This window comes from Thermobifida cellulosilytica TB100, from assembly GCF_001517975.1.
Taxonomy (GTDB): Bacteria; Actinomycetota; Actinomycetes; order Streptosporangiales; family Streptosporangiaceae; genus Thermobifida; species Thermobifida cellulosilytica.
This window is the reverse complement of sequence record NZ_KQ950183.1, coordinates 7713-19997: the sequence shown is the minus strand read 5'-3', so window position 1 is coordinate 19997 and position 12285 is coordinate 7713. Positions and strand designations below refer to the sequence as shown.

General features: G+C 72.9%; 12 protein-coding genes and 1 riboswitch. Of the genes, 6 read left to right on the top strand and 6 right to left on the bottom strand.

Annotated elements, in window-relative coordinates; translation table 11 throughout:
* Both thiE and AC529_RS12770 read right to left on the bottom strand, forming a co-directional pair.
* The coding region (gene thiE, locus AC529_RS12775) for a thiamine phosphate synthase (RefSeq protein WP_068757584.1) at positions 1-647 on the bottom strand (647 nt) is incomplete at its 3' end.
* Positions 648-724: 77 nt separating this feature from the next.
* Entirely contained in the window at positions 725-1084 is a 360-nt protein-coding gene (locus AC529_RS12770) for an Rv2175c family DNA-binding protein (RefSeq protein WP_269745545.1), read from the bottom strand.
* 120 nt (positions 1085-1204) lie between these two features.
* Positions 1205-1315, top strand: a riboswitch (TPP riboswitch).
* On the opposite strand from AC529_RS12770, the gene thiO reads away from it, so the two are divergent.
* The 4 genes from thiO (at position 1309) to pknB (ending at position 5500) form a co-directional block, all read left to right on the top strand.
* Positions 1309-2484 carry a glycine oxidase ThiO gene (thiO, locus tag AC529_RS12765; protein WP_068756962.1) on the top strand — a complete coding sequence of 392 codons (1176 nt, stop codon included), beginning with the start codon at positions 1309-1311 and terminating at the stop codon, positions 2482-2484. Its footprint overlaps the riboswitch before it by 7 nt.
* Positions 2481-2681 carry a sulfur carrier protein ThiS gene (gene thiS / locus AC529_RS12760; RefSeq protein WP_068756960.1) on the top strand — a complete coding sequence of 67 codons (201 nt, stop codon included), beginning with the start codon at positions 2481-2483 and terminating at the stop codon, positions 2679-2681. Before thiO ends, thiS begins: the two co-directional genes overlap by 4 nt.
* A 1-nt stretch (position 2682) precedes the next feature.
* Positions 2683-3483: a thiazole synthase gene (locus AC529_RS12755; protein ID WP_068756958.1), complete on the top strand. Its 801-nt coding sequence runs from the start codon at positions 2683-2685 to the stop codon at positions 3481-3483.
* Positions 3484-3577: 94 nt separating this feature from the next.
* Complete coding sequence (pknB, locus tag AC529_RS12750; RefSeq protein ID WP_068756957.1) at positions 3578-5500, top strand: Stk1 family PASTA domain-containing Ser/Thr kinase; 1923 nt, start codon at positions 3578-3580, stop codon at positions 5498-5500.
* 10 nt (positions 5501-5510) lie between these two features.
* On the opposite strand, the gene AC529_RS12745 is transcribed toward pknB, so the two are convergent.
* On the bottom strand, positions 5511-6113 hold the full coding sequence (locus AC529_RS12745) for a sulfite oxidase-like oxidoreductase (protein WP_068756955.1): 603 nt from the start codon (positions 6111-6113) through the stop codon (positions 5511-5513).
* 287 nt (positions 6114-6400) lie between these two features.
* On the opposite strand from AC529_RS12745, the gene aroF reads away from it, so the two are divergent.
* Positions 6401-7447, top strand: coding sequence for a 3-deoxy-7-phosphoheptulonate synthase (aroF, locus tag AC529_RS12740; RefSeq protein ID WP_068756953.1), 1047 nt, complete (start codon positions 6401-6403; stop codon positions 7445-7447).
* Positions 7448-7495: 48 nt separating this feature from the next.
* On the opposite strand, the gene thiI is transcribed toward aroF, so the two are convergent.
* The 3 genes from thiI to AC529_RS12725 form a co-directional block, all read right to left on the bottom strand.
* Positions 7496-8761, bottom strand: a complete 1266-nt coding sequence (gene thiI / locus AC529_RS12735; RefSeq protein ID WP_068756952.1) for a tRNA uracil 4-sulfurtransferase ThiI — start codon at positions 8759-8761, stop codon at positions 7496-7498.
* A 173-nt stretch (positions 8762-8934) separates the two neighbouring features.
* Positions 8935-9960, bottom strand: coding sequence for a 6-phosphofructokinase (locus AC529_RS12730; protein WP_068756950.1), 1026 nt, complete (start codon positions 9958-9960; stop codon positions 8935-8937).
* A gap of 285 nt (positions 9961-10245) precedes the next feature.
* A complete protein-coding gene (locus tag AC529_RS12725; protein WP_068756947.1) occupies positions 10246-11076 on the bottom strand; it encodes a lysophospholipid acyltransferase family protein in 831 nt (276 codons plus the stop codon).
* Between the two features lie 501 nt (positions 11077-11577).
* Between AC529_RS12725 and AC529_RS20520 the strand changes: the two genes are divergently transcribed.
* The coding region (locus AC529_RS20520; RefSeq protein ID WP_068756945.1) for a hypothetical protein at positions 11578-12285 on the top strand (708 nt) is incomplete at its 3' end.

Sequence of the window (12285 nt, the reverse complement as noted above, 5' to 3'; positions counted from 1 at the left end):
CCCGCGGCGGCCAGGCGGCGCGTGAACTCCGCCGCCGCCGCACGGGGGTCCTCGGCCTGGGTGATGGCGCGCACCACCACGACCCGGCGGGCCCCGGCGGCCAGCACCTGGTCCAGGTTGTCCAGGTCGATGCCGCCGATGGCGAACCAGGGCCGGGCCGGAGCGGCCGCGGCGACCCGCGCCACCTCGCCGAGTCCCGCCGCGGGGCGGCCCGGCTTGGTGGGGGTGGCCCACGCCGGGCCGATGCAGAAGTAGTCGACGCCCTCCTGTCGGTCGGCGGCCGCGGCCAGCTCCGCGGTGTTGGTGGAGCGGCCGATCAGCGGCCGGTCGCCGAGGATCGCGCGGGCGTGGGGCACGGGCAGGTCGCGCTGGCCCAGGTGGAGCACGTCGGCGCCGACCGCGTGGGCGATGTCGGCGCGGTCGTTGACCGCCAGCAGCGCGCCGTGGCGCTCGCACGCCTCCCGCACCGTCTCCAGCGCGGCGAGCTCCTCGCGCGCCTCCAGGGTCTTGTCGCGCAGTTGCACGATGTCGACGCCTCCGGACAGCGCCGCGTCGAGGAACTCGGCGAGGTCGCCGCGCTCGGTGCGGGCGTCGGTGCACAGGTACAGCCGGGCGGCTTCGAGCCGCGTGCGCAGGGTCTCGTCCACGGGTCCCACCCTAGAGGCCCCGCCGGACGGTGGCCCTCCCGGGGAGCGCGCGGCGCCGTCCCCGGGAGGAGCGCTGCTCAGAGCAGGAGCGCCTGGGCGCGGCGGCGCACCTCGGTGCCGCGGTTGGCGCGGATGGCCTCGATGGGCGTGCCCGGCAGGCTGTCGTCCGGGGTGAACATCCAGCGCAGGGCCTGCTCCGGGGTGAAGCCGCTGTCGGCCAGCAGGGTGAGCGCGCCCTGAAGCCCCTTGGGGGTGTGGCCGTCGACGATGAAGGCGGCCGGGATCGAGAGCTCTCCTTCGCGCAGGGCGCCCAGCAGCTTGTGGTCGCGGATCATCTGCCGGACCCGGTTGGGGCTGACGTTGAGCGCCGTGGCCGCCTCCCGGAGGGTGAGCCACTCGCCCACGAGTTCGTCGGTGTCACGATCGATCGGTGTCACGGTTCCAATCTCCCACATCCGGCGCTCCAGCACCTCCCCTCACCGGGCGTGATCGCTTTGGGCGTACACATCGGGCCTTTGCTCCCCTGTCGGGCGGGCGACCTAGAATGCGGACGGAACCGAAATCCCCGCGGGAGCCGGGCGGAACCCGGCTGAGAGGGAGGCTGTCCGCCTCCGACCGCAGAACCTGATCCGGGTCATACCGGCGAAGGGAGTGGAGTGCTGTGGACCTGCGCTCGTCCCCCGACGTGCTCGTCGTCGGGGGCGGACTGATCGGCCTGGTCACCGCGTGGCGTGCGGCCCGCCTCGGCATGCGGGTGGCCGTGGTGTCGGCCGAGGAGGCGGGCGCCGCGTCCGGGGTGGCCGCCGGCATGCTGACCCCCGCGACGGAGGCGGTGTTCGGCGAGGAGTCGCTGATGCGCTTCGGGCTGCGCTCCCTGCGCCGCTACCCCGGCTTCGTCGCCGAACTCGCCGAGGACACCGACGTCGACCCCGGCTACCGCACCGAGGGCACCCTCCAGGTGGCCTTCGACCCCGACGACCTGGCCACGCTCGCCGAACTGGAGAAGCTGCGCGACAGCCTCGGCATCCGGACCGAGCGGCTCACCTCGCGCGAGTGCCGCCGCCTGGAGCCGATGCTGGCGCCCTCGGTGCGCGGCGGCTTCCTGGCCCCCGACGACCACTCGGTGAACCCGCGCCGCCTGGCCGCGGCGCTGCGCGCGGCCGCCGCGGCGCGCGGCGCGTCGTTCGTCTCCGGCCGCGCCGTCCGGGTGGCGCTCGACGGCGACGCCGTGCGCGGCGTGGTCCTGGCCGACGGCACCGCCGTGGACGCCGGCCAGGTGGTGCTCGCCGCGGGCGTGTGGACCTCCCGGATCGGCGGGCTGCCCGAGGGGGTGGTGCCGCCGCTCCGCCCGGTCAAGGGGCAGCTCCTGCTGCTGCGCGTCCCCTCCGGGGCCGAGCCGCTGGTGACCCGCACGGTGCGCGGCCTGGTCAAGGGCTCCCCCGTGTACCTGGTGCCGCGCGCCGACGGCGAGGTGGTCCTGGGCGCCACCCAGGAGGAGATGGGCTTCGACACGCGGCTGACCGTCGGCGGGGTCTGGGAGATGCTGCGCGACGCGCGCGAACTGGTCCCCGGCGTCACCGAACTGGAGATCACCGAGACGTGCGTGGGCCTGCGCCCCGGGCCGCCCGACAACGAGCCGCTGCTGGGGCCCACCCGCCTGCGCGGACTGCACCTGGCCGTCGGGCACTTCCGGCACGGGGTGCTGTTCACCCCGGCGACCGGGGACGTCATGGCCGAGGCGCTGAGCACCGGGCGGCTGCCCGAGTACGCGGGCCACCTGGCGGCGGACCGCCCCCTGCCCGCACCCCCACCACTGGAAGGGACCCAAGGACCGTGAACGCGATCATCAACGGCGAGCCGCGCCGACTCGCCCCGGGCACCACCGTCGCCGATGTGGTGCGCTCCCTGACCAGCGCGGAGTCCGGTGTGGCGGTGGCGCTCAACGACGAGGTGGTGCCCAGGACCGCCTGGGCGAGCACCCCGGTGTCCCCCGACGACCGGGTGGACGTCCTCACCGCCGTCCAGGGAGGCTGACGTGACCAGTACCGTGGCCGAGGAGGCCCGCCCCGACACCGTGGAGGACCCGCTGGTGATCGCCGGGCGGACGTTCCGCTCCCGGCTCATCATGGGCACCGGCGGCGCGCCGTCGTTGCAGGTGCTCTCCGAGGCGCTGCGCGCCTCCGGGACCGAGCTGACGACCGTGGCGATGCGCCGGGTCGACCCCAACGCCCAGGGCTCGGTCTGGGACGTGCTGCGGCAGAACGGCATCAGCCCGCTGCCCAACACGGCGGGCTGCTTCACCGCGGTCGACGCGCTGCGCACCGCCCGACTGGGCCGCGAGGCGCTGGAGACCGACTGGGTGAAGCTGGAGGTGGTCGCCGACGAGCGCACCCTGCTGCCCGACCCGGTGGAGACGCTGGACGCCGCCGAACGGCTGGTGGACGACGGGTTCACCGTGCTCGCCTACACCAACGACGACCCCGTGCTGGCCCGGCGGCTGGAGCAGGTGGGCTGCGCCGCGGTGATGCCGCTGGGCGCGCCGATCGGCTCGGGGATGGGCATCCGCAACCCGCACAACATCGAACTGATCGTCGAGGAGGCCGGGGTCCCCGTCATCCTGGACGCGGGCATCGGCACCGCCAGCGACGCGGCGCTGGCCATGGAGCTGGGCTGCGACGCGGTCCTGCTGGCCACCGCGGTCACCCGGGCCCAGGACCCGGTGCTGATGGCGCACGCCATGCGCGAGGCGGTGTCGGCCGGTCGGCGGGCCCGGCTGGCCGGGCGCATCCCGGTCCGGCGCTACGCGCACGCCTCCTCCCCGGCCCGCGACGAGTGACCGGGCCGGCGGGGCCTGGCCTCCCGGCCCCGCCGGCCGCCGAGGAGGACATCGTGAAACCGCCGCATTCCGCGTTCCCCGTAAACTGCACCTCGTGGACATGACGGCTGCGGACGCGCTAGTGGGAACGACCCTCGCCGGTCGGTACCGGGTCGAATCGAGGATCGCCAACGGCGGCATGGCGACCGTCTTCGCCGCTCACGACCTGCGACTGGACCGGCGCGTCGCGTTGAAGGTGATGCACTCGACCCTGGCGCGGGACCCGCAGTTCGTCCAGCGCTTCATCAACGAGGCGCTCGCGGTCGCCAAGCTCTCCCACCCCAACGTGGTCCAGGTCTACGACCAGGGCAGCGACCAGGGGCACGTGTACCTGGCGATGGAGTACGTGCCGGGGCAGACCCTGCGCGCGGCGATGCGGGCGCGCTCCCGGTTCTCCCCCGAGGAGGCACTACAGATCATGGTGCCGGTGCTGGCCGGGCTGGGCGCGGCCCACCAGGCGGGCATGGTGCACCGGGACATGAAGCCCGAGAACGTGCTGATCACCCGGAACGGCCAGATCAAGGTGGCCGACTTCGGGCTGGCCCGGGCCGTGGAGGCCAGCCAGCAGGGGCTGACCAAGACCGGCACGCTCATGGGCACCGCCGCCTACCTGGCCCCCGAGCAGATCACGCACAGCACCGCCGACGCGCGCAGCGACGTCTACGCGTGCGGGATCATGCTGTACGAGCTGCTGACCGGGCACCAGCCGCACACCGGCGAGTCCCCGATCGCGGTGGCCTACCAGCACGTCAACGAGGACGTGCCGCGCCCGTCGCGGGTGGTGCCGGGCATTCCTCCCGAGGTGGACGCGCTGGTGGTGCGCAGCACCGAACGCGACCCCGCCTACCGGCTGGCCGACGCGGGGCAGTTCCTCGCCGCGGTGTTCGCCGCCCAGAAGGCCCTCAAGCAGCAGCCCGCGCCGCAGGAGGCCGCCACCTCCGTGCTGGAGGCGGTGCCCGCCGAGGCCCCCGGCGCCGGGTCCGCGGGCGGCGACACGCAGACGCTACAGGCCCTGGACCTCCCGCCGGTGGACTACGACGACTACGAGGACGAGCGTCCGGCGCGGCCGAGCCTGCGCACCCCGCTGATGGTCCTCGGGGCGCTGCTGCTGGTGGTGGCGGTCGGCTTCGGCTGGTGGATGGTGGACGGCCGCTACGAGACGGTCCCGGACCTCGTCGGCAAGGAGAGCGACGCGGCCCGCGAGGACCTGCGGCTGCTGGGCTTTCGGGTGCAGACCGCCGAGGAGCCGATGTACAGCGACGACGCCCCGGCGGGCACCGTCGCCGGGACCGAGCCGGCGGCCGGGGACAGGCTGCTGCCGGGCACGCTGGTCACCCTCATCCTCTCGGCGGGTCCGCGGTACGTGACCATGCCCGACGTCGAGGGCGCCTCGGTGGCCGAGGCGCGCGACGTCCTGGAGGACGCGGGGCTGACCGACATCGTGGAGGACGAGATCACCTCCTACGACAACCCGCCGGGGACGGTGATCACGTCCGCGCCCGCCCCGGGCCAGCAGGCCGACCGCGAGGAGAGCGTGACGCTGACCATCAGCGCCGGGTTCCCCGTGCCCGACGTGGTGGGCCGGCAGGTCGACGACGCCAGGAACCTGTTGCAGGCCAGCGACCTGGAGGTCGAGGTCGTCGAGGAGCACCACGACGAGGTGCCGAAGGGGCAGGTCATCGCGCAGAGCCCGGAGGCGGACACCACCGTGGGCGCCGGACAGACCGTGACGCTCACCGTCTCCTCCGGCCCGGAGACGGTGCAGATCCCCGACATCCGCGGCTGGAAGGTCGACAGGGCCCGCAAGGAGCTGGAGGACCTGGGCTTCACCGTCACGGTGCACCAGTTGATCGGCGACCGCGTCGGCGACTACAACCCCAAGGGCGAGGCGGCGAAGGGCGCCACGATCGAGATCTGGACCTCCCCGTTCGGCGGGCGCGGCGACGACCACCGCCCCTGGTTCTGGCCGCTGGACTGAGCGGGCCCGCTCAGTCCAGCGGGGGGCCGTCCCCGGGGTCCTCCTGGTAGGAGTAGCGCTGCTCGGCCCACGGGTCGGCGCGGTTGTGGTAGCCGCGCTCCTCCCAGAAGCCGCGCCGGTCGGCGGTCAGGTACTCGATGGCGCGCACCCACTTCACGCTCTTCCAGGCGTACAGGTGCGGGACGACCAGCCGCACCGGGAACCCGTGCTCGGGCTCCAGCGGCTCTCCGTCGCGGTGGGTGGCCAGCAGCACGTCGGGGCGGAGGAAGTCGCTCATGCGCATGTTCGCGCTGTAGCCGTACTCGGCCCAGACCATGACGTGGGTCGCCTCCTCGGCCGGCGGTGCGAGCTCCACCAGGGTGGCGGCGGCCACGCCCCGCCACCGCACGTCGGTGACCGTGAACCTGGTCACGCAGTGGAAGTCGGCGACCACGTCGACCTTCGGCAGCTCCTGGAACTCGGCCCAGTCCCACCGGTGCCGCACCGCGTTCGCCGTGGCACCGTAGACCTGTAGATCCCAGCGCTGCGGGCGGAACCGCGGCACCGGGCCGTAGTGCACGGCGGGCCATCCGCTCGGCACGTACTGCCCTGGCGGCAGCCGTCGTTCAGACAATCGTTCCCTCTCCCGATGCTCGTCCGACGCCATCTTTCCAGGTGTCGACTCCCGCCGCAGGGCCACCCTCTGTTTCCGCGGCGTTCACTCCGTGCGCTATAGTCACTGCCATGCAGCGGAAGTTCTGGCGCTTTTATGGCTACCGGCCCACGGGTTCGGTCGCCCGACGAGCGCTGCGCTGACACGGACGACTTATCGCCCCGGGCCGACTCGGTCCGGGGCTTTTTTTGTCCGCTCCGCCGCTGCCTCCCACACTCTCCACACCCTCTGTTAAGGACAGCGTTCAAATGGTCATCGTCATGGCACCGGGTGCCTCCTCCGACACCATCGACTCCATCGTGGACCTCGTCGCCTCGGTCGGGGGCGAGGCTTACGTGACCCGCGGGGTGAGCCGGACCATCATCGGGCTCGTCGGCGATGTCCAGCGGTTCGAGAGCCTCGACCTGCACGCGCTGCCGGGGGTCGCCGACGTGCTGCGCATCTCCACCCCCTACAAGCTGGTCAGCCGGGAGAACACCGCGCAGCGGTCGGTGGTGCGCGTGGCGGGCGTGCCGATCGGCGGCGACCACATGACGCTGATCGCCGGCCCGTGCGCGGTGGAGACCCCCGAGCAGACCCTGGAGGCGGCGCTGATGGCCCGCCGCGCGGGCGCGTCGCTGCTGCGCGGCGGCGCCTACAAGCCGCGCACCTCCCCCTACGCGTTCCAGGGGCTGGGCGAGACCGGTCTGAAGATCCTGGCGGACGTGCGCGACGAGACGGGGCTGCCGATCGTCACCGAGGTGGTGGACGCCGCCGACGTGGAGCTGGTCGCCTCCTACGCGGACATGCTCCAGATCGGCACCCGCAACATGCAGAACTTCGCGCTGTTGCAGGCGGCGGGCGAGGCGGGCAAGCCGGTGCTGCTCAAGCGCGGCATGAGCGCCACCATCGAGGAGTGGCTGATGGCCGCCGAGTACATCGCCCAGCGCGGCAACCTCGACATCGTGCTGTGCGAGCGCGGCATCCGCACCTTCGAGAAGTCCACCCGCAACACCCTGGACATCAGCGCGGTGCCGGTGGCGCAGCAACTGTCGCACCTGCCGGTGATCGTGGACCCGTCGCACTCGGGCGGCAAGCGCGACCTGGTGCTGCCGCTGTCGCGCGCGGCGATCGCGGTGGGCGCCGACGGCATCATCGTCGACGTGCACCCGGCCCCGGAGACCGCGCTGTGCGACGGTCCGCAGGCGCTGACCGCCGCCGACCTGGACGAGCTGGCGCACCTGGTGAACACGCTGCCCCCGCTGGTGGGGCGCACCCTCACCCCGGTCCCCTCGGCCGCCCCGGCCGGGGTCTGAACGGCCGCTCCCGCTGCCCGGACGGAGATCCGGGCAGCGGGGGCGCACTCAGGCCGCGTCCGCCTGCTCGCCGAAGAAGCTGGGGCGGTGCAACTGCACGTTGGCCGCCAGGTGCTCGGCGAGCTCCTCGGCGTCCAGCCGCCTCTCGATCTGGCGCAGGTCGGCGATCTTGGCGGCGGTCTCCACCTGCCGCGGGGTGAGCATGGTGCAGCAGTCCTCGTCGGGCAGCTCGGAGATGGCGAGCGTGCCGATGGCGCGGGCCTGCTCCATGATCTCGGTCTTGTCCATGCCGATCAGCGGGCGCAGGATCGGCAGGTCCACGGCGTCGTCCAGGGCGGTGATGTTGGCCAGGGTCTGGCTGGAGACCTGGCCGAGCGCGTCCCCGGTGATCAGGGCCGTGGCGCGCAGCCGGTCGGCGAGGGCCTCGGCGGTCTTGAGCATGAGGCGGCGCTGGGCGACGATCTGCAACCGCTCCGCCCCCGAGTTGCGGATCTGCTGCTGGGCCTTGCCGAACGGCACCACGTACAGCCGGGAGCCGCACTGGAACCGGTCGAGCTGGCGGACCAGGCTGTAGGCCTTGTAGATGGACTCCGGGCCGGTGAACGGCATGCCGGAGAAGTGCAGGAAGTCGACCTTGAGGCCGCGGCGCATCATCCGGTAGGCGGCCACCGGGGAGTCGATGCCGCCGGACATCAGCACCAGGCCGCGCCCGCTCATCCCCACCGGCAGGCCGCCCTGGCCGGGCATGCCGTCGGTGAAGACGAACACCTCGTCCTTGTCGACCTCGATCTGCAACGCGTGGTCGGGCTGCTTGAGGTTGACGGTCAGGTGCGGGTGGGCCTGCTTGACCGCGCCGCCCACGTGCGCGGCCAGTTCGGAGGAGGTCAGCGGGAAGCGCTTGTCGCGGCGGCGGGCGCGCACCGCGAAGGATCCGGAGCGGTCGGCCATGGACCGCACCGCGACGTCGACGACGGCGTCGAGGTCCTTGGGGACCCGGCGCACCAGGTGCACCCACACGATCCCCATGACGTTGCGCATGCGTTCGGCGAGCTGGGCCACCTCCAGGTCGGAGGCGTCGGGCATGCGCAGCATGATGACGCCTCTGCGCTGGGAGAGCCGGAACTCGGGCAGCCCCTTGGCGGCGGCGCGGATGTTGTTCTGCAGGCGGCGCTCGAACAGGGGCCGGTTGCTGCCCTTGAGCACGACCTCGCCGAGCTTCATGAGCACGCACAGCTCGCCCAGCCCCTGCGCGGACGTCCTGGTCGCGCCGTCCGCACGCGCGTCGACGACGGGGGAGTCGAGCGAGGCGGACATGACGGTACCTCCGGTGGTGTGAGCTGACGGGGAGAGGCGTCCCGGGGTGGGGAGCGCCGTCTACCAGTATCGGCCACCGGAGCAAGCGGTTTGTCCCGTCGCCGGAGGGGCCGGGGCGCAGACGACGGCGGCTCCCGGCGGGGAGGCCGGGAGCCGCGGAACGCCTGCGGGGACTAGCCGAAGAAGACCTCGGCCTCCTCGTAGCGCTCGAGCGGGACGGTCTTGAGCTCGTCGGTGGCGGCGGCCAGGTCGACGCGGACGATCTCGGTGCCGCGCAGGGCGACCATCTTGCCGAAGTCCTTGTCGTTGACCGCGGCGATGGCGTGCACGCCCAGCCGGGTGGCCAGCACGCGGTCGAAGGCCGACGGGGTGCCGCCGCGCTGCACGTGGCCGAGGACCACGGAGCGGGCCTCCTTGCCGGTGCGCGCCTCGATCTCCTCGGCCAGGCGCTGGCCGATGCCGCCCAGGCGGACGTGGCCGAAGGAGTCGCGCTCGCCGCTGGCCAGCTCCATCTGGCCCTCCTTGGGGTGGGCCCCCTCGGCGACCACGATGATCGGCGCGTACTTGGTCTTGAAGCGGTTCTCGACGTGGGCGACGACCTCGTCGATGTCGAACGGCCGCTCGGGGATCAGGATGACGTTGGCGCCCGCGGCCATGCCCGCGTGCAGCGCGATCCAGCCCGCGTGGCGGCCCATGACCTCGACGATCAGGGCGCGGTGGTGCGACTCGGCGGTGGTGTGCAGCCGGTCGATCGCCTCGGTGGCGATGTTGACCGCGGTGTCGAAGCCGAAGGTGTAGTCGGTGGCGTTCAGGTCGTTGTCGATGGTCTTGGGCACGCCCACGACGTTGACGTCGTGCTCGTGCAACTGGCGCGCCACGCCGAGGGTGTCCTCGCCGCCGATGGCGACGAGCGCGTCGACGCCGAGTGCGGCCATGTTGTCCTTGACCCGCTCGACACCGCCCTCGATCTTCATCAGGTTGGTGCGCGAGGAGCCCAGGATGGTGCCACCGCGCGGCAGGATTCCGCGGACCGCCTCGATGTCCAGCGGCATGGTGTCGCCCTCCAGGGGCCCCCGCCAGCCGTCCCGGAAGCCGACGAACTCGTATCCGTAGTCCTTGATGCCCTTACGGACCACCGCACGGATGACCGCGTTCAGGCCCGGGCAGTCGCCGCCCCCGGTCAGAACCCCGACTCGCATTTGCGTGTACTCCTTGAATCGTCTGGAACCCCCGTGCGCCACGGGAGTCACGAAAACGGCCGCTCCCGGTCAGGGCCTCGCCCTGCGGGTGCGGAACGCACACGGCAGGACCGCGTTCTCACGCAGCAACCATCGTATGGTCTAGACCATAGCGTCCGCGAGGGTCGAGGCCAACTCGTGCGTTCTCCCGTTTTCCCTATACGCCTCCTCCGGCGCCCCCCTACCCGCGTCGGGTTCCCCAAACGACCAGGTGAGCGCGGTGTCCGCGGCACATGGTGAGCGAGCTCACTGCTGCTTCGACCGCTCCGAGTCCTTCTTGCGCTTCTCCCGCCTGCGCTCCGCCTTGCGCCGGGCCCGCTGCCGCCGCCTGGCCTCGCGCTCCGCGCGGCGCTGCTCCTTGCGGGAGCGCTGCCACTCCTGCTTCTCCTGCCTGGCGGCGGCCTCCAGCTCGGCCTTGACCGACTGGGCGTAGCGGTCCACGTACTCCTGGCCGGACAGCTCCATCAGGGCGTACATGATCTCGTCGGTGACGGCGCGCAGCACCCGGGGGTCCTTCTCCAGCCCGTAGTAGCGGGAGAAGTCCATGGGCTTGCCGAACTTCACGATGGGCCGGATGCCGAGCCGGGGGATGATCTTGCCGGGCGGCATGATCTTGTCGGCGTTGATCATCGCCATCGGGATCACCGGGACCTTGGCCTCCAGGGCCATGCGGGCCACGCCGGTGCGCCCCCGGTAGAGCCTGCCGTCGGGGGAGCGGGTGCCCTCCGGGTAGATGCCCAGCAGCTTGCCCTGCTCCAGCACCCGCAGCCCGGTGCGCAGCGCCGCCTCGCTGGCCTTGCCGCCGGAGCGGTCGATGGGGATCTGCCCCGCCCCGGTGAAGAAGAGGCGGCTGAGGAAGCCCTTGATCCCGGTGCCGGTGAAGTACTCCGCCTTCGCCAGGAAGGTGATCTTGCGCGGCAGTGGGAGCGGCCCGAAGAAGTGGTCCGAGAAGGACAGATGGTTGCCCACCATGATCGCGGGACCGTGGCGGGGGACGTTCTCCACTCCGTAGGCGCGCGGCTGCCACAGCACCGCGAGCACCGGTCCGAGAGTCGCCTTGAGCACCCAGTAGAACACGGTTCACCTCTGCCTGTGCGGGAGTGCCCGTCCGGCACGGCCACGTTCGTTCTCCCGCTGCCGCTGACATTTGCGGTCATCTTCCCATCTCGCGCGGGGCACCGCCAAAGTCGACGTCGCGCCACACGGCCGGAGAGGGGTACCGGGCGCCGCGGCGCTCGGCTAGTTTCGTAATCCCAGCGTTGCCCGCTGGCCACACCACCCGCCTGGAAAGGGCCGAGATGCCGTTGCTTGCGGAGGCCGGAGCGTTCCGGCACGTCGGCGCCGTCCCGCGGCGCGGTCGTCCCCGGGGGCCGCGGCAGACCGTCCGGCGGGGCCTGCCGTGGGCCGCCGCGGCGGCTCCGCGGGTCCGCACGCACCGGGCCTCCCGTCCGACCGGTCTGCGTATCCTCACAAGAGGAGCGGTCCGCTCTGCCGCCCCGGACGACGGCGCGGCGGCCTTCCGCGGGGAGCGGCCCGCCTCCGTGCGCGCACACAGCAGGAGCGGGGAAGGGGCAGGACATGACTGATCGCCGCGGCAACGGTCTGCTCGCCGAGTCCTACGTCCCGCTGGTCCTGCTCACCCCCGTGCACGCCGACACCATGCTGGAGGCGCTGGGCCGCGAGGGCATCGCCGCCTACGCCGTCACGGTGGGCGCCGCCCCGGGGGACGACACCGACGACGAGGCCCCCACCGACCACCTGTACGTGGACGCCAAGGAGCACGCGGCCGCCGCGGCGCTGCTGCGCGCGGAGCTTCCGGAACTGGCCGACCGGATCGTCCAGGCCCCGGACCCCGCGCCCGCCCGGCCGGAGGAGCAGAACCCGGACGAGGTCTGGGCCGACCTGGTGGCGCGGTTCTACGACTCCGACACCGCGCGCTCCGACTGGCCCGACGCCGAGAACGTCTCCGAGCGGGAGGAACCTGCGGAGCCGGACGGTCCCGACGAGCCGCCCGCCCCGCCGGTCCGCTCCTCCGCCGGGGAGTTCGACGACCCCGACGAGGACGGCGGCGGCGGACGCTACGTCCCGCCGCCCCCGCCGCCGCTGCCCCGCGGCGACCTGGTCGGCCGCCTGGCCTGGGGCGGCCTGCTGGGCGCTCCGGCGCTGCTGCTGGTCGTCACCCTGCTGGGCATGGCCGTTCCCGGCTGGCTGGTGCTGGCGGCCCTGTGCGCCTTCGTCACCGGCTTCGTGATCCTGCTGGTCCGCATGGGCGACCGCCCCTCCGGC